General features: G+C 70.8%; 24 protein-coding genes. 13 read left to right on the top strand and 11 right to left on the bottom strand.

The annotated features are described in order from the left end of the window. Positions 1–215: 215 nt before the first annotated feature. Together ACO2Q3_RS26815 and ACO2Q3_RS26810 are read right to left on the bottom strand one after the other, a co-directional pair. Positions 216–542: a cell division protein ZapA gene (locus tag ACO2Q3_RS26815; protein WP_423312379.1), complete on the bottom strand. Its 327-nt coding sequence runs from the start codon at positions 540–542 to the stop codon at positions 216–218. Beyond that, positions 542–799, bottom strand: a complete 258-nt coding sequence (locus tag ACO2Q3_RS26810; protein ID WP_423312377.1) for a hypothetical protein — start codon at positions 797–799, stop codon at positions 542–544. The genes ACO2Q3_RS26815 and ACO2Q3_RS26810 overlap by 1 nt, the downstream gene beginning before the upstream one ends. 184 nt (positions 800–983) lie before the next feature. Here ACO2Q3_RS26810 and ACO2Q3_RS26805 point away from each other — a divergent pair, with 184 nt between their 5' ends. Together ACO2Q3_RS26805 and tkt are read left to right on the top strand one after the other, a co-directional pair. Further along, entirely contained in the window at positions 984–1,832 is an 849-nt protein-coding gene (locus ACO2Q3_RS26805; RefSeq protein ID WP_423312375.1) for an acyl-CoA thioesterase, read from the top strand. Between the two features lie 243 nt (positions 1,833–2,075). Then, the gene (tkt, locus tag ACO2Q3_RS26800; protein WP_423312373.1) at positions 2,076–4,040 is read left to right on the top strand and encodes a transketolase; all 1,965 of its coding nucleotides are present in this window, start codon (positions 2,076–2,078) and stop codon (positions 4,038–4,040) included. 146 nt (positions 4,041–4,186) lie between these two features. Here the strand turns inward: tkt and ACO2Q3_RS26795 are convergent, their stop codons facing one another. Then, the gene (locus ACO2Q3_RS26795; RefSeq protein WP_423312371.1) at positions 4,187–4,519 is read right to left on the bottom strand and encodes a hypothetical protein; all 333 of its coding nucleotides are present in this window, start codon (positions 4,517–4,519) and stop codon (positions 4,187–4,189) included. Positions 4,520–4,630: 111 nt separating this feature from the next. On the opposite strand from ACO2Q3_RS26795, the gene gap reads away from it, so the two are divergent. The 4 genes from gap (at position 4,631) to fba (ending at position 9,383) form a co-directional block, all read left to right on the top strand. Beyond that, positions 4,631–5,638: a type I glyceraldehyde-3-phosphate dehydrogenase gene (gap, locus tag ACO2Q3_RS26790; protein WP_423312369.1), complete on the top strand. Its 1,008-nt coding sequence runs from the start codon at positions 4,631–4,633 to the stop codon at positions 5,636–5,638. Between the two features lie 186 nt (positions 5,639–5,824). Next, on the top strand, positions 5,825–7,015 hold the full coding sequence (locus ACO2Q3_RS26785; RefSeq protein WP_423312367.1) for a phosphoglycerate kinase: 1,191 nt from the start codon (positions 5,825–5,827) through the stop codon (positions 7,013–7,015). A 25-nt stretch (positions 7,016–7,040) separates the two neighbouring features. Beyond that, on the top strand, positions 7,041–8,234 hold the full coding sequence (gene fabV, locus ACO2Q3_RS26780; RefSeq protein WP_423312364.1) for an enoyl-ACP reductase FabV: 1,194 nt from the start codon (positions 7,041–7,043) through the stop codon (positions 8,232–8,234). 60 nt (positions 8,235–8,294) lie between these two features. Next, on the top strand, positions 8,295–9,383 hold the full coding sequence (gene fba / locus ACO2Q3_RS26775) for a class II fructose-bisphosphate aldolase (RefSeq protein ID WP_423312362.1): 1,089 nt from the start codon (positions 8,295–8,297) through the stop codon (positions 9,381–9,383). Positions 9,384–9,594: 211 nt separating this feature from the next. On the opposite strand, the gene ACO2Q3_RS26770 is transcribed toward fba, so the two are convergent. From ACO2Q3_RS26770 to ACO2Q3_RS26760, 3 genes are all read right to left on the bottom strand, one after another. Beyond that, positions 9,595–10,140, bottom strand: a complete 546-nt coding sequence (locus tag ACO2Q3_RS26770; protein ID WP_423312360.1) for a TspO/MBR family protein — start codon at positions 10,138–10,140, stop codon at positions 9,595–9,597. Positions 10,141–10,350: 210 nt separating this feature from the next. Continuing rightward, positions 10,351–10,833, bottom strand: coding sequence for a bacterioferritin (bfr, locus tag ACO2Q3_RS26765; protein ID WP_423312358.1), 483 nt, complete (start codon positions 10,831–10,833; stop codon positions 10,351–10,353). A gap of 78 nt (positions 10,834–10,911) precedes the next feature. Next, positions 10,912–11,097, bottom strand: coding sequence for a (2Fe-2S)-binding protein (locus tag ACO2Q3_RS26760; protein WP_423312356.1), 186 nt, complete (start codon positions 11,095–11,097; stop codon positions 10,912–10,914). A 128-nt stretch (positions 11,098–11,225) separates the two neighbouring features. Between ACO2Q3_RS26760 and thiE the strand changes: the two genes are divergently transcribed. Further along, positions 11,226–11,876 carry a thiamine phosphate synthase gene (thiE, locus tag ACO2Q3_RS26755; protein WP_423312354.1) on the top strand — a complete coding sequence of 217 codons (651 nt, stop codon included), beginning with the start codon at positions 11,226–11,228 and terminating at the stop codon, positions 11,874–11,876. A 243-nt stretch (positions 11,877–12,119) separates the two neighbouring features. On the opposite strand, the gene ACO2Q3_RS26750 is transcribed toward thiE, so the two are convergent. Further along, positions 12,120–13,019: a LysR substrate-binding domain-containing protein gene (locus ACO2Q3_RS26750; RefSeq protein ID WP_423312352.1), complete on the bottom strand. Its 900-nt coding sequence runs from the start codon at positions 13,017–13,019 to the stop codon at positions 12,120–12,122. A 229-nt stretch (positions 13,020–13,248) separates the two neighbouring features. Here ACO2Q3_RS26750 and ACO2Q3_RS26745 point away from each other — a divergent pair, with 229 nt between their 5' ends. Together ACO2Q3_RS26745 and ACO2Q3_RS26740 are read left to right on the top strand one after the other, a co-directional pair. Beyond that, positions 13,249–14,043, top strand: coding sequence for an inositol monophosphatase family protein (locus tag ACO2Q3_RS26745; protein WP_423312350.1), 795 nt, complete (start codon positions 13,249–13,251; stop codon positions 14,041–14,043). 188 nt (positions 14,044–14,231) lie between these two features. Beyond that, positions 14,232–15,347: a glycerophosphodiester phosphodiesterase gene (locus ACO2Q3_RS26740; RefSeq protein ID WP_423312348.1), complete on the top strand. Its 1,116-nt coding sequence runs from the start codon at positions 14,232–14,234 to the stop codon at positions 15,345–15,347. On the opposite strand, the gene ACO2Q3_RS26735 is transcribed toward ACO2Q3_RS26740, so the two are convergent. Continuing rightward, positions 15,344–16,690 carry an ATP-binding protein gene (locus tag ACO2Q3_RS26735; protein WP_423312346.1) on the bottom strand — a complete coding sequence of 449 codons (1,347 nt, stop codon included), beginning with the start codon at positions 16,688–16,690 and terminating at the stop codon, positions 15,344–15,346. The genes ACO2Q3_RS26740 and ACO2Q3_RS26735 overlap by 4 nt on opposite strands. Positions 16,691–16,694: 4 nt before the next feature. Beyond that, positions 16,695–17,423 carry a response regulator gene (locus ACO2Q3_RS26730; RefSeq protein ID WP_423312344.1) on the bottom strand — a complete coding sequence of 243 codons (729 nt, stop codon included), beginning with the start codon at positions 17,421–17,423 and terminating at the stop codon, positions 16,695–16,697. 174 nt (positions 17,424–17,597) lie between these two features. Between ACO2Q3_RS26730 and ACO2Q3_RS26725 the strand changes: the two genes are divergently transcribed. The 3 genes from ACO2Q3_RS26725 to ACO2Q3_RS26715 all read left to right on the top strand — a co-directional run bounded on the left by ACO2Q3_RS26725 (position 17,598) and on the right by ACO2Q3_RS26715 (position 19,381). Next, the gene (locus ACO2Q3_RS26725; protein ID WP_423312342.1) at positions 17,598–18,005 is read left to right on the top strand and encodes a hypothetical protein; all 408 of its coding nucleotides are present in this window, start codon (positions 17,598–17,600) and stop codon (positions 18,003–18,005) included. Between the two features lie 84 nt (positions 18,006–18,089). After that, positions 18,090–18,533, top strand: coding sequence for an EF-hand domain-containing protein (locus ACO2Q3_RS26720; protein ID WP_423312340.1), 444 nt, complete (start codon positions 18,090–18,092; stop codon positions 18,531–18,533). Beyond that, on the top strand, positions 18,530–19,381 hold the full coding sequence (locus ACO2Q3_RS26715; protein WP_423312338.1) for a sterol desaturase family protein: 852 nt from the start codon (positions 18,530–18,532) through the stop codon (positions 19,379–19,381). The genes ACO2Q3_RS26720 and ACO2Q3_RS26715 overlap by 4 nt, the downstream gene beginning before the upstream one ends. On the opposite strand, the gene ACO2Q3_RS26710 is transcribed toward ACO2Q3_RS26715, so the two are convergent. After that, a complete protein-coding gene (locus ACO2Q3_RS26710; protein WP_423312336.1) occupies positions 19,378–19,929 on the bottom strand; it encodes a GNAT family N-acetyltransferase in 552 nt (183 codons plus the stop codon). The two genes, ACO2Q3_RS26715 and ACO2Q3_RS26710, sit on opposite strands and share 4 nt — an antisense overlap. A 156-nt stretch (positions 19,930–20,085) precedes the next feature. Between ACO2Q3_RS26710 and ACO2Q3_RS26705 the strand changes: the two genes are divergently transcribed. Then, the gene (locus ACO2Q3_RS26705) at positions 20,086–20,799 is read left to right on the top strand and encodes a peptidase (protein ID WP_423312334.1); all 714 of its coding nucleotides are present in this window, start codon (positions 20,086–20,088) and stop codon (positions 20,797–20,799) included. A gap of 27 nt (positions 20,800–20,826) precedes the next feature. On the opposite strand, the gene ACO2Q3_RS26700 is transcribed toward ACO2Q3_RS26705, so the two are convergent. After that, positions 20,827–21,048: transposase (locus ACO2Q3_RS26700; RefSeq protein WP_423305634.1), on the bottom strand; the 222-nt coding region annotated here is incomplete at its 5' end.

The raw sequence follows: 21,048 nt of genomic DNA, 5'->3' as shown, positions 1-21,048 counted from the left end.
AAACGCCATCGGCCGCTTCAGGCGCGTCCTGCCGAGGCGAACCAACCTCGACCACCTCGACCCAAGGCTCATCCTGCAAGCCGCAGCAGCCGCCAACCACATCCCCCGACAGTGCCTGGACTTCCGCACCCCCGCTGAGGTCTTCTCTCAGCAGGTGTTGCACTTCGAACGAGAATCCACCTCCCGGCCTTCGCCGGGATGAGCGGGATGGGGGGTCAGTCCCCGCCCAGCTTGTCCAGCTGGTCCGCCGCCGCAATCAGGGCCGCCGCGGCGGCTTCCTCGGTGCGGACCTGGGCGTCGCGGGCGCGCGCAAGCTCGCCTTCCAGCATCTCGGCCCGCGCCTTGGCGGCGGTCAGTTCGTCGGCCAGCATCAGCGCGGCCATCAGCATCAGCCGCGTCTCGCCCAGCGGCCCGACCTCGTCGGCGACCTGCCGCACCTGGGCGTCGATCTGGGCGGCGAGGCCGCGCAGGTGCGCCTCCTGGCCATCCTCGCAGCCGACCGCATAGCTGCGGCCGTTCACCTCGATGGTGAGCTGGGCCATCAGCCGGTCCCGAGGGCCGCGCGGATGTCGGCGATGGCCCGGGTCAGGGCCTCGGAGGCCTGGGCGCTGGCGGCCGCCATGTCGCGCTCGCGGGCCCGGGAGGTTTCCAGCTCGGCCTCGAGGCGTTCGCGATCCTCATCGGCGAAGGCGTTCGCCGGGCGACGCTGCGCCAGCCGCGCTTCCAGCGCCGCCACCGAGGCCTCCAGCCGCCGCCGCGCCAGGGTCAGGGCGCCTTCTACGCCGCCGTCCGCCGTCATTGCTCCGCGCTCCACGTGAATCTGAGCTCTTAGACCGCTGTTCGCTCATGGCGTAAAGCATTGACCCGTCAGGCGAGCCCCGTGGCCGGCGTTCGCGCGACCGCTTTCCCTGGTGACAGCCGCACCGGAACGGGGCATTGGCGGCGCCCGTCCCGCGTTGCCGCCCGCCCTGCCGGAGTCCGCCATGGCCGAAGCCAATGAACTGACCGAGATCCTGCATCTGGAGCAGGTGGAGCTGGACATGTTCCGCGGCTTCACCCCGCCGGAGGAACGCAGCCGCATCTACGGCGGCCAGGTGGTGGCTCAGGCGCTGACCGCGGCCTACCGGACCATCGAGGATCGGCTCTGCGCCTCGCTGCACGCCTATTTCATCCGGCCCGGCGATCCGCGAATTCCGGTGATGTACATGGTCGAGCGGGTGCGCGACGGCGGCTCGTTCAGCGTGCGCCGGGTGATCGCGGTGCAGAACGGCCAGCAGATCTTCAACCTGGCCGCCACCTTCCAGACCGACGAACAGGGCTTCGAGCACCAGTTCGAGATGCCCGACGTGCCGGCGCCGGAGGGCCTGCTGAACGAGGAACAGCTGCGCGAGGCGGCCGGCGTGGCGCCTCAGCCCGGCCGGCGGCTGTGGCCGGTGGAAGTTCGCCCGGTGGACCCTATCCCCTGGGGCGACGTCGGCGCGCACGACAGCCGCAATGCGCTGTGGTTCAAGTCGCGCCAGCCGATGAGCCCCGACGTGCCGGCCAACCAGTGCGCCATCGCCTACGCCTCGGACATGAGCCTGCTGGACGCCTGCCTGCGCCCGCACCCGGTGAACTGGGACACGGGCGGCATGCAGACCGCCAGCCTGGATCACGCCATGTGGTTCCATCGGCCAAGCGACTTCAGCGACTGGCACCTCTACGTCATGGACAGCCCCAGCGCCTCGGGCGGCCGCGGCTTCAATCGCGGGTCGATCTACAGCCGCGACGGCCGCCTGGCAGTGTCCGCCGCGCAGGACGGGTTGATCCGCTACCGGCCGAAGAAGGCGTAAGCCCGCTCTCCGCTGGAGCCCCCATCCCGGCCTTCGGCCGTACTTCCCCCAAGGGGGGGAAGAGAACGCCGGCGCGGGCTCGACCGCTGCTTCCCTTCCCCCACTGGGGGAAGTACCGGCGAAGCCGGGGATGGGGGCTCCAGCGGAGAACCGGCCCCGCTTGCCTTGACCCCTCGCCCCCCTCATGCGAAGCGCCTCGCGCCCGCTGCCGGGGCAGAATCTTCAAGAGATCAAGAGCCGCCGATGTCCGTCCAGCCCCTCGCCATGGCCAACGCCATCCGCGCCCTGTCGATGGACGCGGTGCACAAGGCCAAGTCCGGCCACCAGGGCATGCCGCTGGGCATGGCCGACGTGGCGACGGTGCTGTGGACCAGGTTCCTCAAGTTCGACGCCGCCAAGCCGCACTGGGCCGACCGCGACCGCTTCGTGCTGTCGGCGGGCCACGGCTCGATGCTGCTCTATTCGCTGCTGCACCTGACCGGCTATCCGGGCATGACCATGCAGGAGATCATCGACTTCCGGCAGTGGGGCTCCAAGACGCCGGGCCACCCGGAATACGGCCACACCGCCGGGGTCGAGACCACCACCGGGCCTCTGGGCCAGGGGCTGGCCACCGCGGTCGGCATGGCGATGGCCGAGCGCTCGATGAACGCCCGCTACGGCAATGACCTGGTCGACCACCGCACCTGGGTGATCGCCGGCGACGGCTGCCTGATGGAGGGCGTCAGCCACGAGGCCATCCACCTGGCCGGCCGGCTGAAGCTGAACAAGCTGATCGTGCTGTTCGACGACAACAACACCACCATCGACGGCGTCGCCACCATTGCCGAGACCGGCGACCAGCAGGCCCGCTTCAAGGCCGCCGGCTGGGCGGTGAAGGCGGTCGACGGCCACGACTACGGCAAGATCGCCGCCGCCATGCGCTGGGCCACCCGTCAGGACAAGCCGGTGATGCTGGCCTGCAAGACCAAGATCTCCAAGGGCGCCGGCCCGATGGAGGGCGACGCCCACAGCCACGGCTACGCCCTGTTCGACAAGGAGATCGCCGCCGCCCGCGAAGCCATGGGCTGGACGGCCGCGCCGTTCACCGTGCCGGACGACATCGCCGCCGCCTGGAGCAAGGCCGGCAAGCGCGGCGCCCGCGACCGCCGGCGCTGGGAGGCGCGGCTGAAGGCCTCCGGCCGCAAGGCGGACTTCGAGCGCGCCGTGAAGGGCGACCTGCCGGCCAACGCCTTCGCCGCCCTCGACGCCCACATCGCCAAGGCCGCCGCCGAGAAGCCGGCCGCCGCCACGCGCCAGCACTCCGGCGCCGCGCTGGCGGAGCTGACCCCGCACATCCCCGAGATGATCGGCGGCTCGGCCGACCTGACCGGCTCGAACAACACCTTCGTCAAGGGCACGGCCAGCTTCGACCTGCCCGACTACGCCGGCCGCTACGTGCACTACGGCGTGCGCGAGTTCGGCATGGCCGCGGCGATGAACGGCATGGCGCTGCATGGCGGGGTGATCCCGTTCTCGGGCACCTTCCTGGTGTTCTCCGACTACAGCCGTCCGGCGATCCGCCTGGGCGCGCTGATGGGCGCGCGGGTGGTGCACGTGATGACCCACGATTCCATCGGCGTCGGCGAAGACGGCCCGACCCACCAGCCGGTGGAACACCTCGCCTCGCTGCGGGCGATCCCGCACCTCTTGGTATTCCGCCCGGCGGATGCGGTCGAAACGGCGGAGTGCTGGAAGGCGGCGCTGACCGCACGCGAGCCCTCGGTGATGGCCCTGTCGCGGCAGAAGACCGCCGCGGTGCGCGGCGAAGGCGGCGACCTGGCCGCCAAGGGCGCCTATGAGCTGGCCGCCGCCGACGGCGCCGCCAAGGCGACGCTGTTCGCCTGCGGCACCGAGACCGCCGTGGCCATGGCCGCGCGCGACCTGCTGCAGGCCGAGGGCGTGCCGACCCGGGTGGTCTCGACCCCGTGCTGGGAGCTGTTCGAGCGCCAGGACGCCGCCTACCAGGCCAAGGTCATCGGCAAGACCCCGGTCCGGCTCGCCGTCGACGCGGGCATCCGCCAGGGCTGGGAGCGCTTCATCGGCGAGGACGGCCTGTTCGTCGGCATGCACGGCTTCGGCGCCTCGGCCCCGGCCGAGCGGCTCTACCAGGAATTCGGCATCACCCCCCGCGCCGTCGCCGACGCGGTGAAGGCGAAGCTGGGCTGATCAAAAGCTTTGTCATCCCGGAATTCGCGCAGCGAATATCCGGGACCGCGGCAGGCGCTGGAGCCTGCCGCCAAGAGCCTTTCCGCGCTTCCGGCGGTCCCGGATATCGGCTCGCGCCGATTCCGGGATGACAGCTTGAGGGGCGGTCAGAACACCGCCTTGTCGGCCTCGTCGAACGCCTTGCGGATGTCGGGGGCGTGGCGGTAGCGGTAGCGCAGCAGGCGTTCGTCGCCGTCAACCAGCTGGCACTGCAGACGGCGCAGTTCGAAGGGCGCCCGCGGCGAGGCGGCCAGCCTCAGATCGTACGCCGTCCCGTGGAACCAGCGATTGCACGCCAGGCGGCGCTGGATCACGGCCGCCACCGCCGGCGGCTGGTTGGCCGTCAGTTCGGTCACGGTGTCCTCATAATCCCCGGCGCGGGCCGTCCCGGCCAAGCCCGCCATCGCCAGTACAATCAACGCCACTTGGGAACCACGCATAGCCCTAGCCCTCTTCCACTTGGTTGCCGCACCCGCGATCGGGCGCCTCAGCCCTTGACTTCCGGTCCTCCGACCGCAAAACGGCCCGCAAAATCGCAAAGGAATCCTCTCATGCCCGTTCGCGTCGCCATCAATGGTTTCGGTCGCATCGGCCGCCTGGTCCTGCGTTCGATCTACGAGCATGCGCGTCGCGACATCGAGGTGGTGGCGATCAACGACCTGGGCCCGGTGGAAACCAACGCCCATCTTCTGCGATACGACAGCGTGCACGGAAGGTTCCCTGGGACCGTGACGGTTGATGGTGATTCCATCGACCTTGGCCTTGGCAAGATCAAGGTCACCGCGGTGCGCGATCCGGCCGAGCTGCCGCACAAGGACCTGGGCGTCGACATCGCCCTGGAATGCACCGGCATCTTCACCAAGCGCGACAAGGCCGCGGCGCACCTGACCGCCGGCGCGCGCAAGGTGCTGATCTCGGCCCCCGGCGACGGCGCCGACAAGACCATCGTCTATGGCGTCAACCACAACAGCCTGACGGCCGACGACCTGGTGGTCTCCAACGGCTCGTGCACCACCAACTGCCTGGCGCCGGTGGCCAAGGTGCTGTCGGACCTGTGCGGCATCGAGCGTGGCTACATGACCACGATCCACTCCTACACCGGCGACCAGCCGACCCTGGACACCCTGCACTCCGACCTCTACCGCGCCCGCGCCGCGGCGATGTCGATGATCCCCACCTCCACCGGCGCGGCCAAGGCCATCGGCCTGGTGCTGCCGCACCTGGCCGGCAAGCTGGACGGCTCGTCGATCCGCGTGCCGACCCCGAACGTCTCGGTGGTCGACCTGAAGGTGGTGCCCAGCCGCAGCGTGACCAAGGACGAGATCAACGAGGCGCTGCGCGCCGCGGCGGCCGACGGACCGCTGAAGGGCATCCTGGCGGTGACCACCGATCCGCTGGTCTCCATCGACATGAACCACGTGGCCGCCTCGTCCACCGCCGCCCTGCCGCAGACCCAGGTGATCGAGGGCCAGCTGGCCCGCGTGCTGTCCTGGTACGACAACGAGTGGGGCTTCTCCACCCGCATGGCCGACACCGCCCTGGCGATGGCCAAGCTCTGAGAGTCTGAGCGCCGTGCAAAGTCAGGTGTCCAGGCTCCTCAAACCCCTCCCCCTCGCGGGGAGGGGGCAGGGGGTGGGGGCGCCGGCTGAGCGTCGGCCGGTTGGCCTTGGTCGAAGCCTTGCCAGATCGGCGCTGACACCCCCACCCCCAACCCCTCCCCGCAAGGGGGAGGGGGGAGTTCCGACTTGACCTTCAAGACCCTCGACGACGCCTCCCTCGCCGGCCAGCGCGCCCTGGTGCGCGTGGACTTCAACGTGCCGATGGCCGACGGCCAGGTGACCGACGACACCCGCCTGCGCGCCGCCCTGCCGACGATCGACAAGATCCGCAAGGCCGGCGGCAAGGTGGTGCTGCTGGCCCACTTCGACCGGCCCAAGGGCAAGCGCGTGCCGTCGATGAGCCTGAAGCCGGTGGTCGGGCCGCTGGAAAAGCTGCTGGGCGCGCCGGTGGTCTTCGCCGACGACTGCATCGGCGAGGACGCCGCCAAGGTGGTCGCCGGGCTCAAGGACGGCGACGTCGCCCTGCTGGAGAACCTGCGCTTCCACGCCGGCGAGGAAGCCAACGATGCCGACTTCGCCAAGGCGCTGGCCGCCAACGGCGACCTCTATGTCAACGACGCCTTTTCGGCCGCGCACCGGGCGCACGCCTCCACCGAGGGCCTGGCGCATGTGCTGCCGGCCTATGCGGGCGAATCCATGCGCCGCGAGCTGGACGCCCTGGACGCGGCGCTGGGCAATCCGCAGCGGCCGGTGCTGGGCGTGGTCGGCGGCTCCAAGGTCTCCACCAAGCTGGAGCTGATCCGCAACCTGATCCTCAAGCTGGACCGGCTGGCGATTGGCGGCGGCATGGCCAACACCTTCCTGTTCGCCCAGGGCTATGATGTCGCCGCGTCATACTGCGAGAAGGATCTCGCGGACACGGCGAAGTCGATTCTCGACTTCGCGGCCCAGAACGACTGCGAGCTGCTGTTGCCGATCGACATCGTCGTCGCCGAGAAGATCGAGCCGGGCGGGGCGGCGCGGGTGCGGGACCTTGGCCAGCTGGACGAGCACGAGCGCATCCTCGACGCCGGTCCCAAGACGGTGGCCAGGCTGACGTCGGCGATGGACGCTTCGAAGACCCTGATCTGGAACGGGCCGCTGGGGGTGTTCGAGACCCCGCCGTTCGACGCCGGCACCACCGCCGCGGCGAAGCACGCCGCCGCCCTGGCCAAGGCCGGAAAGCTGGTCGCGGTGGCCGGCGGCGGCGACACAGTGGCGGCGCTGCACCATGCGGGCGTGGCCGACGACTTCACCTTCGTCTCCACCGCCGGAGGCGCCTTCCTGGAATGGATGGAGGGCAAGACCCTCCCCGGCGTCGCGGCGCTGGAACGCTAGAGCACGGGGCCTTGGGGGGACACAGATGATCATCGAGCCGCGCATCCGGGGCTTCATCTGCCTCACCGCCCACCCAGCCGGCTGCGCCGCGCACGTGCGCCAGGAGATCGATGTGGTGCGCGCCGGCGGCCCGATCGAGGGGCCCAAGCGCGTGCTGGTGCTGGGCTGCTCGGGCGGCTACGGCCTGGCCTCGCGCATCGTCGCCGCCTTCGGCTGCGGCGCGGCCACGGTGGGCGTGTCGTTCGAGAAGCCCCCGGCCGAGACCAAGACCGCCACGGCCGGCTGGTACAACAATCTCGCCTTCGAGCGCGAGGCCGCCGCGGCGGGCCTGAAGGCCGTGACCCTGGACGGCGACGCCTTCTCCGACGAGATGAAGGCCCGCACCGTCGAGGCGATCCGCGACCTGGTCGGCCAGGTGGACATGGTGGTCTATTCCATGGCCGCGCCCGTCCGCACCGATCCCAGGACCGGGGAGACGCACCGCTCGGCGATCAAGCCCTTGGGCGCGCCGGTCCAGGTCAAGACGCTGAACACCGACAAGGGCGAGGTCTACGAGACCGAGCTGCAGCCGGCGACCGACGCCGAGAGCGCCGCCACCGTGAAGGTGATGGGCGGCGAGGACTGGGAACTGTGGATCGACGCCCTGCAGCGGGGCGGCGTGCTGGCCGACGGCTTCACCACCCTGGCCTACACCTATATCGGCAGCGAGCTGACCTGGCCGATCTACTGGAAGGCCACCCTGGGCAAGGCCAAGGAAGACCTCGACCGCGCCGCTGGCGCGATCCGCAAGGCCCATGGCGACAACGCCGCGCGGGTGGTGTCGCTGAAGGCGGTGGTGACCCAGGCTTCTTCGGCGATCCCGGTGGTGCCGCTCTACGGCGTGGTGCTGTTCAAGGTGATGAAGGAACAGGGCCTGCACGAGGGCTGCATCGAGCAGATCGACCGGCTGTTCCGCACCCGGCTGGCGCCCGGCGCCGATCCGGCGTTGGACAACGCAGGCCGCATCCGCATGGACGATTGGGAGCTGTCGACGCCCGTCCAGGACGAGGTGAAGCGCCGCTGGCCTCTGGTCACCACGCAGACCCTGGGCGAGCTGGCCGACCTGCCGGCCTTCCGATCGGATTTCCTGAAGATCTTCGGTTTCGGCCTGTCCGGCGTGGATTACGCGGCTGATCTCGATCCCAGGGAACTTCCACCGGAACCTTCCTCCCAGGCCTGAGCTTTGCATTGAAACTTTGGCAGACCTAGTCTGCGTTCCATTCCGAGGAGACCACCACCCATGGCCCGCATCACCCTCCGACAGCTCCTCGATCACGCGGCCGAGCACGACTACGCGGTGCCCGCGTTCAACATCAACAACATGGAACAGGGCCTGGCGATCATGGAGGCCGCGCAGATGACGGGCGCGCCGGTGATCATCCAGGCCAGCCGCGGCGCGCGGCAGTACGCCAACGACATTGTCCTGGCGCGCCTGATCGACGCCCTGGTGGAGATGTATCCCGACCTGCCGGTGTGCATGCACCAGGACCACGGCAACAGCGAAGCCACCTGCGCCACCGCCCTGCAGCACAACTTCACCAGCGTGATGATGGACGGCAGCCTGGAGGCCGACGCCAAGACCCCGGCCTCGTACGAGTACAACGTCGCCATCACCCGCCGGGTGGTGGACATGGCCCACTGGATCGGCGCCTCGGTGGAAGGCGAGATCGGCGTGCTCGGTTCGCTGGAGACCGGCATGGGCGAAAAGGAGGACGGCCACGGCTTCGAGGGCAAGCTGGGCCACGACCAGCTGCTGACCGATCCGGACCAGGCGATGGACTTCGTCCGCGCCACCGAGGTCGACGCCCTGGCCATCGCCATGGGCACCAGCCACGGCGCCTACAAGTTCACCCGCAAGCCGGACGGCGACATCCTGGCGATGAGCGTCATCGAGGCGGTGCACCGGCGCCTGCCCAACACCCACCTGGTGATGCACGGCTCCTCCTCGGTGCCGCAGGAACTGCAGGACATCATCAACCAGTACGGCGGCGACATCCCGCAGACCTGGGGCGTGCCGGTCGAAGAGATCCAGCGCGGCATCAAGCTGGGCGTGCGCAAGGTCAACGTCGACACCGACAACCGCCTGGCCATGACCGGCGCGATCCGCAAGGTGTTCCAGGAAAACCCGGGCGAGTTCGACCCGCGCAAGTATCTGAAGCCGGCGATGGAAGCCATGCGCGGCGTCTGCAAGCAGCGCTTCGAGGAATTCGGCGCCGCCGGCTGGGCCGACAAGATCAAGCCGCTGCCGCTGTCGGTGATGGCCAAGCGCTACGCCTCTGGCGAGCTGGCCCCGAAGTTCGCTGACACGCAGATCGCCGCGGCGGAATAGCCGGCGGCCTTCGCACGCGGGGCGGAGCCCCTCACCCTCCCATGGCATGCGCCATGGGCCCCTCCCTCTCCCTATGGGAGAGGTGAACGGAAGTGCGGCGCAGACGCCTTTACGCTGCTGATTGCGCTGGAAAATCACCTCTCCCATAGGGAGAGGGAGGGGCCCGATCGCGATCAGCGATCGGGAGGGTGAGGGGTTACGGCCTCTCCACTCAGTGCACCGTGTGGCCGGCCTGGTTACTGCGCCAGAGTTCCTCGGTGAGGACGTTGGCGAAGCCGATCCAGCCGAGATAGGGCGAGACCAGCGCGCTGGCCGGCGCGTCCACCTTGCGCGCCTGCAGGGCGTAGGCCCCGGCGGCGCCGAGGGTCGCCACCGCCGTCGTCAGCTGGCCCCCCAGCCGCCTTGGCCCCAGCGCCATCCACAGGGCGTTGAAGCCCTGGATCAGGCCCCACAGGGTCAGCGCCCGGGTGCGGGCCGCGCTGGCCGGCGCGTTCCAGATGCGCAGGCCCGACAGGGTCAGCGCCATGAACAGCGGCGGCCACACGGCGGCGAACACCGCCGGCGGCGGCTGCAGCGGCGTCGGCTTCAGCCGGTCGTACTGCGCCTTGATCCTGGGATTGTCGACGGTCGGCGCGTTCTGCCGCGCGACCAGGGCGGAGACCAGCACGGCCCCCACCGTCAGGCCGATACCGACCATCACATGCGAGGCGGCCTCGTCCCGGGCGTTGATCGCCCTGCCAACCCATCCCCTGGCCATCGCCAAAGTCTCCTCACCGTTCAGGCGAGGTAACAGACGCGCCAAGGCTTGGTTCCGCCCTCCCCTTCATGGGGAGGGAAAGGCGGCGAAGCCGCCAGGGTGGGGAACGCCCGCCGGGGCAACGCCACCCATCGGGCTTCGGTGGAAGCGTCTCACTTCACCACCCTGATCGCTGCGCGATCTGTCCCTCCCCACAAGGGGGAGGGCGAGCTAAGCCCCTTCCAGCTCGCCCATGGCGCTCTGCAGATAGTTCGGCTCGCCCAGCGAGGCCACCAGCGACAGCTGGGTCTCCAGGAAGTCGATGTGCTCCTCGGTGTCGCGCAGGATCTCCTCGAGAATCTCGCGGCTGACGTAGTCGCGGCTGGTCTCGCACAGCGCCACGCCCTCGATCAGGGTCCGGCGCCCGCCGGTCTCCACCGCCAGGTCGGAGGTCATGCACTCCGGCACGGTCTCGCCGATCTTAAGCTTGTGCAGGTCCTGCAGGTTGGGCAGGCCGTCCAGGAACAGGATGCGCTTGATCAGCTTGTCGGCGTGCTTCATCTCGCCGATGGATTCGTCATAGGTGATCTTGCCCAGCCGCTTGAAGCCCCAGTTCTCGTACATGCGGGCATGCAGGAAATACTGGTTCACCGCGGTCAGCTCGTTGGTCAGCACCGCATTGAGGAGCTGGATGATCGCCTTGTCGCCTTGCATCGACGGCTCCTTTGCCTGGGGAAACGGCGCACCCTCCCGCCGCGCCCGCGGGCTGGCAAGCGGAATTGCCGCGACAGCCTATTCGGCGGCGTAGCGCAGGGCCTGGCGCGAGGCTTGGATCATCTCGCGCATTTCGCAGACGCACTTGGCGCACTGCGGCGCGCAGCCGCTGGCCTTGAAGACGTCCGCCGGACGGGTCGCGCCCGCCTCGATCGCGGCCTTCACCTGCCGCTCGCGAAGGCCGTTGCAGTTGCACACGTACATGGATGTCCGAAGCGCCTCTGTGGATGCCCTGCCGATATAGTCAGATGCGAACGCCGATGCAACTCATTCGCATCTAAAGGGGCCGCGACACCCTGTCCCGGCGGCGGCAAACCGGGCATAGGAGCCGCATGACCGCCGACTGCCGCCTGTACCTGATCACGCCCCCCGCGATCGCCGACCTCCCCGGCTTCGCCCGGACGCTGGACGACGCCCTCACCGCCGGCGACGTCGGGGCCCTGCAGCTGCGTCTGAAGGACGTCTCCGACGATGCGGTCGCGGCGGCGGTCCGGGCGCTGAAGCCGGTCGCCGCGCGCCACGACGTGGCCCTGATCCTGAACGATCGCCCCGACCTCGCCGCGCAGCTGGACTGCGACGGCGTGCACATCGGCCAGGAGGACGCGCCCTATCGCGACGCCCGGCGGCTGATGGGGCCCGACCGGATCGTCGGGGTGACCTGTCACGACAGCCGGCACCTGGCCATGGAGGCGGCCGAGGCGGGGGCCGACTACGTCGCCTTCGGCGCCTTCTTTCCCACCACCACCAAGGATCCCAAGACCCGGGCCGAGCCGGAGATCCTGACCATCTGGCAGGAAACCATGCTGACGCCCTGCGTGGCGATCGGCGGCATCACCGTGGACAACGCCGCCGGCCTGGTCACAGCCGGCGCCGACTTCATCGCCGTCTCGGCCGGCGTCTGGGCGCATCCGGACGGACCGGCCGCAGCCGTGCGCGCGCTGAACGCCGAGATCGCCAAGGGGGTCGCGGCGCGGGCGGGCTGAGGCCGGCGGGGAAACGCTTTTCTTGACCACGACCCCACACGAACGGGCCCCTCCCCCCCTTTCATCCCGGCGAAGGCCGGGACCCAGGCAAAAGCTTCAATTCACTGGGCTTTGCTCCAGCCTGACGTCGCCAACATCCTGCCGGCGGCGAGTCATGCCTGGGTCCCGGCCTTCGCCGGGATAAAAGGGTGAGGGGGAGGGGCCTGTTCGCGGGGTTCGTGGCCTGGGGAAGACCCCGTTCGCTCACGCCGCCGCGAGCAGGCCGGCGCGATCGCATTCCGCCAGCATCCAGTCGGCGAAGCGGCGGATCGCGGCGATGCGCGGGTTGTCGGCCCGCCAGACCAGGCAGCAGGGCTGCGGCGTGCGCAGGGCGGCCTGCGAGACCCGCACCAGGCGGCCCGCCTCCAGGAAGGCGTCGGCGTGGATGCGCCGCACCAGGGCCACGCCCAGGCCGGCGGCGGCGGCCTCCACCACCATGGCCGCATCGTCGAAGGCAAGCCCGCGCAACGGTTGCGGCGGCGGCTGGCGGGCGGCGGAGAACCACGCGGGCCACAGGGAGGGCTCCTCCAGGATCAGCGGCAGCTCCCCCAGGCGGGCGTCGTGGATCGCCCCGTGGCGGGCGACGAAGTCCGGGCTGGCCACGGGAAAGGCGATCTCGTCGAACAGGGGCTCGACGTGCAGGCCTGGCTGCTCGCCGCGGCCGAAGCGCAGGGTCACGTCGACCCCATCGGCGTCCAGGCCCGCCAGGTCGCGCGCCGTGCGTACCTCGACATCGAGCGCCGGAAGCGCCTCCTGCAGCCGCTGCAGGCGCCCGGTGAACCACAGCTTGGCCACCGAGGGCGGCATGGCGATCACCAGCCGCTCGTCGGCCGCGCCGGCCGAGACGTCGGCGGCGGCCCGGTCGATGATCCGCGCCGCCTCGGCATAGGCGCGCGAGAGGGCGATGGCCGGATCGGTGGGCATCATCCGCATCCCCTGCCGCCGGAACAGCTTCAGGCCGTAAGTCATCTCAAGTCGACGGATGGTTTGACTGACCGCGCTGTGCGTGACGCCCAGTTCTTCTCCGGTTTGACTGTAGCTCTTCAGACGACAGGCAGCCTCGAGCACCCGCAGGCCAGCAAATGGCGGGGGCTGTTGGGGCATGGGTCTTGTAATCCCCTCTAACATGACGCCTCGATTGCACTAACAAGCCGGCCCGATCGCCGTGGAATCTAAGCGTCCGCGGCCAAGCTGCGGAGTTAAAAGCGCGTAATAATGCGAGAGCCGCGTTCGTCGAACGCACGCGGGCGCCGCCGCCCCGCTGCGCCTTGCCTTGCCCCCGCCTCGCCGCTAGGGTCCGCCGCCCTTTTTCCCGCCCGATTGACCCCACGCCATGACCACCCCCTCCGCCCTCCTCAAGGTGATGATCGACGCCGCCCGCAAGACCGCCCGCGGCCTGGCGCGCGACTTCGGCGAGGTCACCGAGCTGCAGGTCTCCAAGAAGGGCGCCGCCGACTTCGTCTCCGCCGCGGACCTCAAGGCCGAGCAGACCCTGTTCGAGGAACTGAGCAAGGCCCGCCCGGGCTACGGCTTCCTCGGCGAGGAACGGGGCATGATCGAGGGCACCGACAAGACCCACCGCTGGATCGTCGACCCGCTGGACGGCACCACCAACTTCCTGCACGCCATGCCGCACTTCGCGATCAACATCGCCCTCGAGCGCGAGGCGGAGATCGTCGCCGGCGTCACCTACAACCCGGCCACCGGCGACCTGTTCTGGACCGAACGCGGCCGCGGCGCCTTCATGAACGACAAGCGCCTGCGCGTGTCGGCGCGCCAGCGGCTGGACGAGAGCCTGATCGGCACCGGCATCCCGTTCCTGGGCCATGGCCAGCACGCGCGGTTCCTGAAGGAGCTGCACCAGATCAGCCAGCGCGTGGCTGGCGTGCGCCGCTTCGGGGCTGCAGCGCTCGACCTGGCCTGGGTCGCCGCCGGCCGCATGGACGGCTTCTGGGAACGCGACCTGAAGCCGTGGGACGTGGCGGCGGGCCTGCTGATGATCACCGAGGCCGGCGGCAAGGTGACCGACGCCGACGGCGGGCCGCACGCCCTGGACGGCGGCTCCATCGTCGCGGGCAACCTCGACATCCACGCCCTGCTGCTGGAGCGGATCCAGGCGGCGGCCTGATCCTTTCCTTCTGTCATCCCGGAAGCGCGAAGCGCTATCCGGGACCGCCGGAAGCGCCGGCGCCTGGCCGCCGCAGCGGGCGTTCGCGCCTGCCGCGGTCCCGGATATCCGCTGCGCGGATTCCGGGATGACAGTGGGAGGCGCTTGAGGAGATACCGCCCGCCCCGATCATGCTCTAGATTTCCCGCATGAGCCTGTCCCGCCGTCAGTTCGCCGCCGCCTCCGCCGCCCTGTCCGCCGCCGCCATGATCCCCAGCCTCGCCGCCGCCGACTATCGCCGCCCCCCCGTGGTCATCGCCCACCGCGGCGCCAGCGGCGAGCGGCCCGAGGAGACCCGGCTGGCCTATGAGCTGGCGATCGACGAGGGCGCCGACTTCATCGAGCCAGATCTCGTGCCGACGTCCGACGGCATCCTGGTGGCGCGGCACGAGAACGAGATCTCGGCCACCACCGACGTCGCCTCGCGGCCGGAATTCGCGGCGCGCAAGGCCACCAAGACCATCGACGGCAAGCCTGTGACCGGCTGGTTCACCGAGGACTTCACCCTGGCGGAGCTGAAGACCCTGACCTGTCGCGAGCGGCTGCCGGACCTGCGCCCGGCCAGCGCCAAGTTCGACGGCCAGGCGCCGATCCTCACCTTCCAGGAGGTGATCGACATCGCCCGCGCCGGCTGCGTGAAGACCGGGCGGGTGATCGGCGTCTATCCGGAGATGAAGCACCCGACCTATTTCGCCTCCATCGGCCTGCCGCTGGAGGAGCGGCTGGCCGACATCATCCGCACCAACGGCTACGACAGCCCGGCGGCGGCGATCTTCGTGCAGTGCTTCGAGGTGGGGGCGCTGAAGACGTTCGGACGCCTGTCGCACGCCCGGCGGATCATGCTGCTCGACCGCGAAGGCGGGCCGTTCGACCAGCCGGACGTCAAATACGCCGACATGATCACTCCGGAGGGCCTGAAGGCGATCCGCGGCTTTGCCGACGGCATCGGCCCCAACCAGGGCCTGGTGCTGGACCTGGAGGCCCAGCCGGCCCCCACCGACACCGGCCTGGTCCGCGCCGCACACGACGCGCGCCTCTTGGTGCACAGCTGGACCGCCCGGCGCGAGAACGCCTTCCTGCCGCGCAGCCTGCAGAAGGGCGACCCCAAGCGCGCCGACTTCCAGCGCCAGTCCGGCGACATCCACGCCCTGCTGATGGCCCTGTACATGACCGGCATCGACGGCGTGTTCAGCGACTTCCCCGCCCTCAACGCCAAGACCCGCGACGAAGCCGTGGCCAAGCTGGCCAAGCTGCAGAAGGGCTAGTCGCCGGCAGCGTCGGCGCCCCACCGGACCTGCGCCCGCAAGCCGCCTTCGGCGCGGTTGCTCAGCGACAGGGTCGCGCCCTGGGTGGCCGCCAGGGCCTGGACGATCGCCAGACCCAGCCCCGCCCCGCCGGTATCGCGCCCGCGCGAGCCTTCCAGCCGCTCGAACGGCTGCAGCATGCGGGCGAGCTCCGTCTCGGGAATGCCCGGCCCCTCGTCCTCCACCGCCAGCCAGGTCCCGCTCGCGTCGGCGCCGGCCATCAAGCGCGCCGAGCCGCCATAGCGCAGGGCGTTGTCGGTGAGGTTGGCCAGCATCCGGCGCACGGTCAGGCGCGTCGCCGCGAGGGGCAGGACGCCGGCCGGCGCGGCGGCGCTGACGGGCTGGCCCGTCTCCGCGCGGACCGCGGCGAACTCGGCGACCTCGGCCGCCAGGTCGAAGGTTTCGGCCGGCGCGCCGGGGCCTGACACGTCACGAGCAAACAGCAGGGTGTCGTCCAGCAGCGCGGCCATGTCGTCGAGGTCTGCCACGGCCTTGGCCCGCTGCGCCTCGTCGGCGATGAACTCGGCACGCAGGCGCAGCCGCGTCAGGTAGGTGCGCATGTCGTGGGCAATGGCGGCCAGCACGCGGGTGCGCTCGGCGACAAGGCCCCGGATACGGCCCTTCATGGCGTTGAAGGCGGCCGACAGGTCGCGGATCTCGCGAGGACCGGTCAGCGGCAGATCCGGGGCGTCGAGCGCCTCGGCGAACGCCCGCACGCCGCCGGCCAGCCGCCCGACCGGCCGCGTGGTCTGCGCCACCGCCAGCAGCAGCCCCGCCAGCAGCGCCGCGCCCACCAGCGCCAGGGTCAGCCCGCCGCGCGCCATATAGGTGCGGGCGATGCGCGAGGGTCGCCGTTCCAGCACCAGCACGCCGCCGCCCTGCAGCGAGACCAGCAGCCTGACCGGCGCATCGACGTCCTCGCCGGCCAGGGCGCGCAGGGGCCGAGGCGGCCGGGTCCACACCTGGAAGCGTCGACCGGCGAAGGCCGGGGCGTAGTGCTGGTACAGCGCCTCCAGGCCGGCGGCGCGGTGCAGGCCCGCGCGCGGCGGGGGGAAGTCGTCCACCAGTTCGGCCGACACCACCGAAGTGTTCAGCGCCTGGATGATCGCCGGGCGATCGTCAACGGGCGCCCCCTCCAGCGCCCGCACCATCGCCGCGGCCTCGTCCGGCAAGGGCAGGTCGAACAGCCGGCCCGCCGAGGGCGAGGGCCACAGGCTGACCGCCGCCACCGCCGCCGCAGTCAGGGCGAACACCAGCAGCAGCACGGCGGTGATGCGGGTCGACAGGCTGTCGGTCAGCAACACCGGCTCAGCCCCGCTCGACTGGCGCGGCGAACAGATAGCCGCCGCCGCGCACGGTGCGCACCAGGTCGGCGCCGCCGAGCTTGCGGCGCAGCCGGCTGAGCTGGACGTCGATGGTGCGGTCGTAGGGCATGGCGCTGCGCCCGCGCGTCCAGTCCAGCAGCTGGTCGCGGTTGAGCACCCGCTGCGGGCGGCGCAGGAAGGTGACCAGCAGGTCGAACTCCGCCCCGGTGAGCTCCACCGGCCGGCCGCCGGGGTCGGTCAGGTCGCGGCTGGCCGCATCCAGCCGCCAGCCGGCGAACACGAACACCTCGCGCTGGGGCATCGGCTGCGTGGCGCGATGCACATCGCGTGTGCGGCGCAGGATGGCCCGCACGCGGGCGACCAGCTCGCGGGGATTGAACGGCTTGGGCAGGTAGTCGTCGGCGCCCACCTCCAGGCCGATGATGCGATCGATGTCGTCGCCCCGGGCGGTGACCATCAGCACCGGCGTGTCGCCGCGTGCGCGCAGCCGTCGGCAGAGCGACAGGCCGTCCTCGCCCGGCAGCATGATGTCCAGCACCGCCAGGTCCACCCGCCGCCGCTCGACCAGCCGGTCGAGGTCCGCGGCATTGGCGCAGGCGGCCGCCTCGAAGCCCTCCCGCTCCAGCAGCCCCGTCACCAGGGCGCGGATCTCCGGATCGTCCTCGACGATGGCGATCAGGGTGCTCTCGGCGTTCGGCTCGGTCTGGGTCATGGCGCAGGCACGCGCAGACTGGCGGCAACCGTCGCCGCGGGAAAGCCATCAGGCCGCGCGGATACACTTCGTTACGCTCCGGCGCCCTGGCGAGACACCCTTGGCGCCGTCCGCCTGCAGGTTCCGGGCATCGACGGCCGCCTCTCCTGCCGTCGCCAAGCAAGGAGCTTCAAGATGTCTGTTCGTCTTCTCATCGCCACCGCCGCCCTCAGCGCGCTGATGGCCGGCGTCGCCACAGCCCCGGCGCAGGCCCGCGGGCGGGCCGTCTCGGTCCAGGGATCCGGCGGCCACGGGTTCACCCACTCCACGGCGGTGGACCGCACCGCCGGCGGCGTCGCTTCGACCCGCTCGACCCAGACCAACGCCGGCTACGGCGCCACCACCACGCGCAACGCCAGCTACGGCAACGGCGCGTACAACTCGTCGAGCCAGACCACCTTCAACAATGGCCAGAGCATCGACCGCAGTGTCTCCGCCCAGGCCAACGGCGACGGCACGGCCAGCTACGAGGCCTCGCGCACGGGCGTGAACGGCGTGACCCACGGGGTCTCCGGCACGGTCACGCGCACCGGCCCGCAGTAGTCGCCGCGCCCGGCCGCGCGGCGCTCCGCCCCCCGCTTGTCCCAGGCGCGCCGCGCGGCCACCTCATCCCGAAGAGCTGACCCGATGAAACAATTTCCCCGCATGCTTCTCGCCGCGGCTGTCGTCCTCGGCGGCGCGCCGGCCGTCGCCTTCCCGGCCCCCGAAGACCCTACCGCCCTGTTCACCCAGGCCGACGTCAACCACGACGGCGTGGTCAGCCGAATGGAGTTCCTGGCCGCTCGCGCCGCGAAGTTCGACGCACTGGACCGGGCGCGCTGCGGGTACATCACCCGCGACGACTTCCCGCGCCTGCTGCGGCTCTCCAGCGCCGCCAAGGACCGCGTCGACGCCCTGTTCGCCGAGGCGGACACGAACCGCGACGGCCGCATCACCCGCTGGGAGTTCGACCACGCGCCAACGCCGATCTTCGATCGGGCCGACACCAACCATGACGGGGTGGTCGACCGCGCCGAACTGGCCGCCTTGCGGGCCAGCCTGGGCGCACTGCGGTCGCGGGGCGCGCGGTGAGCGTCCTGCCGGGGCTGGCGGCCCATGCGGCGCATCTCGGCGGAGGGAACGTCCGCGGCCTGGGCGTGGTGATGGCGGCCGCCCTCGCCGGCGAGGTCGTCTGGCGGCTGTGGATCGCCCGCCGGGGCTACGACGCCCGCGGCGCGGCCACTACGCTGGGCGTCGCCGCCGGCAACCTGGCGGCTGGAGCGATCAGCGCCGTGGCGCTGGGCGGGGTCTACGCCCTTGTCTGGTCGCTGGCGCCCGTCCGCTGGCCGCTCGACGACTGGCGCACCTGGGCGGCCGGCTTCGTCGCCGTGGAGTTCGCCTACTACTGGCAGCATCGGCTGAGCCACGAGGTGCGCTGGCTGTGGGCGACGCACGCCACGCATCACAGCGCCGAGCAGCTGACCCTGTTGTCGGCGATCCGGCTGGGCTGGACCAACCTGATCTCCGGCGGGTGGCTGATCTTCCTGCCGCTGATACCCGCCGGATTCGACCCGCGGCTGGTGCTGGCCCTGCTGGCCTTCAACCTGCACTACCAGTTCTTCCTGCACACCGAGGCCGTGGGCCGGCTCGGCCCGCTGGAGTGGGTGCTGAACACGCCGGCGCACCATCGGGTGCATCACGCCTGCAACGCGGCCTACCTGGACCGCAACTACGGCGGGGTGGTGATCGTCTTCGACCGCCTGTTCGGCACCTTCGCCGCGGAACGCACGGACGAGCCGCTGCGCTACGGCCTGGCGCATCGTCCGGGCTCCTACAACGCCGTCGTCGTGGCCTTGGGCGAGTGGCGGGCGATGTTCGCGGACATGGCGCGGGCGCGCAGCCTGAGGGCTGCCCTGGCGGTGGCGCTGGGGCGACCCTAGCGCCGCGCCGTGACGCCGCCCCGCACATAGCGCACCCGGGTCACCGTCTCGCCGGTCCACTCCGTCTCGGTGACCAGGCCGGCCTCTTCGAAGCCGGCGCGCTCGGCGGTGCGACGCGAGGCCAGGTTGTCCGGGTCGATGTGCGCCTCGACGGTGGCGATCCCCGACTGGCCCAGGGCGTCGACCAGCAGCGCCAGCGCGCGCGCCGCCAATCCCCGGCCGCGGAACGCCGGATAGATCCAGTACGAGACATCGGCGCTGGACGCCCCCGTGCGGCGGGCTTCGGCGCCGCCCATCAGCACCCCGGCGCCGTCGCGCAGGGCGTAGACCCGGGTCGGCGCCGGCGCGGCCAGGGCGTCGACCCAGCGCTGCACGGCGGCGCGGATCTCCTGCAGGGTCGCGGGCCGGGGGGCGTGGAAGCGGCGGCGCATCTCGGCATCCTCGCCGGCATGGTGCGCGGCGGCGTCGGCGCCGACGTGGCCGTCCAGCATCACGACCCCGTCCGTCAGCCGCTCGGGCAGATCCAGCGGCGGCGTTTCCTCCGGCATCGGCGGTCCTCTCTTCAGTCGGATGAGGCCCCAGGCCCGCCCCGTCGACAAGAAAGCAGTCGAAATCACCCCGCGTTTGCGTCAAATCGAAAGCTCACCGCATCGCGGAGCGCCGCCCTGACCTATTGCCTCGGTATCCTGCTGCCCTCCGGCGTCGTGCTGGCCTCGGACTCCCGGTCGAACGCCGGCGTCGACCAGGTGGTGCAGGTCTGCAAGCTGGCGACCTTCGTCGTGCCCGGCGAACGGGTGGTGGCGATCCTGTCGGCGGGCAACCGCGCCACCTCGCAGGCGGTGGTCAGCCAGCTGCGCGAGGACGAGGGGTCGAAGGAGCCGACGCGCGACATCCTCTCCGCCCGCACGCTGATGCATGTGTCCGAGCTGGTCGGGGCGCGCCTGCGCGAGATCATCGACCGCGACCACAAGTACGTGGAGCCTTACGGCGACGTCTCGGCCACCTTCCTGGTGGGCGGGCAGATCAAGGGCGAGCCCCCGCGCCTGTTCGAAGTCTACGCCGCCGGCAACTTCATCGAGGCGACGCCGCGCTCGCCCTTCCTGCAGATCGGCGAGACCAAGTACGGCAAGCCGATCCTGGACCGCGCCCTGACGCCGGACACCAACCTGGCGCACGCCGCCAAGCTGGCGCTGCTGTCGTTCGACGCCACCATCCGCAGCAACATCTCGGTCGGCCTGCCGATCGACATGCTGCAGTACCAGACCGACAGCTTCTCCACCGACAACCTGATCACCCTGGAAGAGCACAATCCCTACTGGCGGGCGCTGCGGCAGGACTACAGCGAAGGCCTGGCCGGCCTGGTCGACCGGCTGCCGCCCCCGCCCGGCCGCCTGCGGGTGACGGGACGGGGCGGCTGAGGGCGCCCGTCCTAGAGCGGGACTCGTTCACACGGAAGCGTATCCGGCGTTAACGAGGTAGTTGCTGCACTCTTTGGCGGTGAAGCGGTCGAGGAGCGCGCCAGCGCTTCGCCAGGTCTGCTCGACGGTGCGGGGCTGGGCCTTTCGCATGAGGTGTTTGAGCTTGGAGAAGACCTGCTCGATGGGGTTCAGGTCGGGGCTGTAGGGCGGCAGGAAGATGAGGTGAGCGCCGACGGCGCGGATCGCGGC

The sequence above is a fragment of the Caulobacter sp. KR2-114 genome (genome assembly GCF_049446115.1).
Taxonomy (GTDB): Bacteria; Pseudomonadota; Alphaproteobacteria; order Caulobacterales; family Caulobacteraceae; genus Acaudatibacter.
This window is presented reverse-complemented; position numbering and strand designations above follow the sequence as displayed.

Excerpts from the sequence above, each read along its gene's own strand:
- ACO2Q3_RS26740 (WP_423312348.1), top strand. The coding sequence starts at position 14,232 with ATGAGCCTGTCCCGCCGTCAGTTCGCCGCCGCCTCCGCCGCCCTGTCC.
- ACO2Q3_RS26815 (WP_423312379.1), bottom strand. The coding sequence starts at position 542 with ATGGCCCAGCTCACCATCGAGGTGAACGGCCGCAGCTATGCGGTCGGC.
- ACO2Q3_RS26750 (WP_423312352.1), bottom strand. The coding sequence starts at position 13,019 with ATGCCCCAACAGCCCCCGCCATTTGCTGGCCTGCGGGTGCTCGAGGCT.
- ACO2Q3_RS26720 (WP_423312340.1), top strand. The coding sequence starts at position 18,090 with ATGAAACAATTTCCCCGCATGCTTCTCGCCGCGGCTGTCGTCCTCGGC.
- tkt (WP_423312373.1), top strand. The coding sequence starts at position 2,076 with ATGTCCGTCCAGCCCCTCGCCATGGCCAACGCCATCCGCGCCCTGTCG.
- fba (WP_423312362.1), top strand. The coding sequence starts at position 8,295 with ATGGCCCGCATCACCCTCCGACAGCTCCTCGATCACGCGGCCGAGCAC.
- gap (WP_423312369.1), top strand. The coding sequence starts at position 4,631 with ATGCCCGTTCGCGTCGCCATCAATGGTTTCGGTCGCATCGGCCGCCTG.
- ACO2Q3_RS26760 (WP_423312356.1), bottom strand. The coding sequence starts at position 11,097 with ATGTACGTGTGCAACTGCAACGGCCTTCGCGAGCGGCAGGTGAAGGCC.
- ACO2Q3_RS26810 (WP_423312377.1), bottom strand. The coding sequence starts at position 799 with ATGACGGCGGACGGCGGCGTAGAAGGCGCCCTGACCCTGGCGCGGCGG.
- ACO2Q3_RS26730 (WP_423312344.1), bottom strand. The coding sequence starts at position 17,423 with ATGACCCAGACCGAGCCGAACGCCGAGAGCACCCTGATCGCCATCGTC.
- ACO2Q3_RS26710 (WP_423312336.1), bottom strand. The coding sequence starts at position 19,929 with ATGCCGGAGGAAACGCCGCCGCTGGATCTGCCCGAGCGGCTGACGGAC.
- ACO2Q3_RS26770 (WP_423312360.1), bottom strand. The coding sequence starts at position 10,140 with ATGGCCAGGGGATGGGTTGGCAGGGCGATCAACGCCCGGGACGAGGCC.
- ACO2Q3_RS26805 (WP_423312375.1), top strand. The coding sequence starts at position 984 with ATGGCCGAAGCCAATGAACTGACCGAGATCCTGCATCTGGAGCAGGTG.
- ACO2Q3_RS26725 (WP_423312342.1), top strand. The coding sequence starts at position 17,598 with ATGTCTGTTCGTCTTCTCATCGCCACCGCCGCCCTCAGCGCGCTGATG.
- ACO2Q3_RS26795 (WP_423312371.1), bottom strand. The coding sequence starts at position 4,519 with ATGCGTGGTTCCCAAGTGGCGTTGATTGTACTGGCGATGGCGGGCTTG.
- thiE (WP_423312354.1), top strand. The coding sequence starts at position 11,226 with ATGACCGCCGACTGCCGCCTGTACCTGATCACGCCCCCCGCGATCGCC.
- ACO2Q3_RS26745 (WP_423312350.1), top strand. The coding sequence starts at position 13,249 with ATGACCACCCCCTCCGCCCTCCTCAAGGTGATGATCGACGCCGCCCGC.
- fabV (WP_423312364.1), top strand. The coding sequence starts at position 7,041 with ATGATCATCGAGCCGCGCATCCGGGGCTTCATCTGCCTCACCGCCCAC.
- bfr (WP_423312358.1), bottom strand. The coding sequence starts at position 10,833 with ATGCAAGGCGACAAGGCGATCATCCAGCTCCTCAATGCGGTGCTGACC.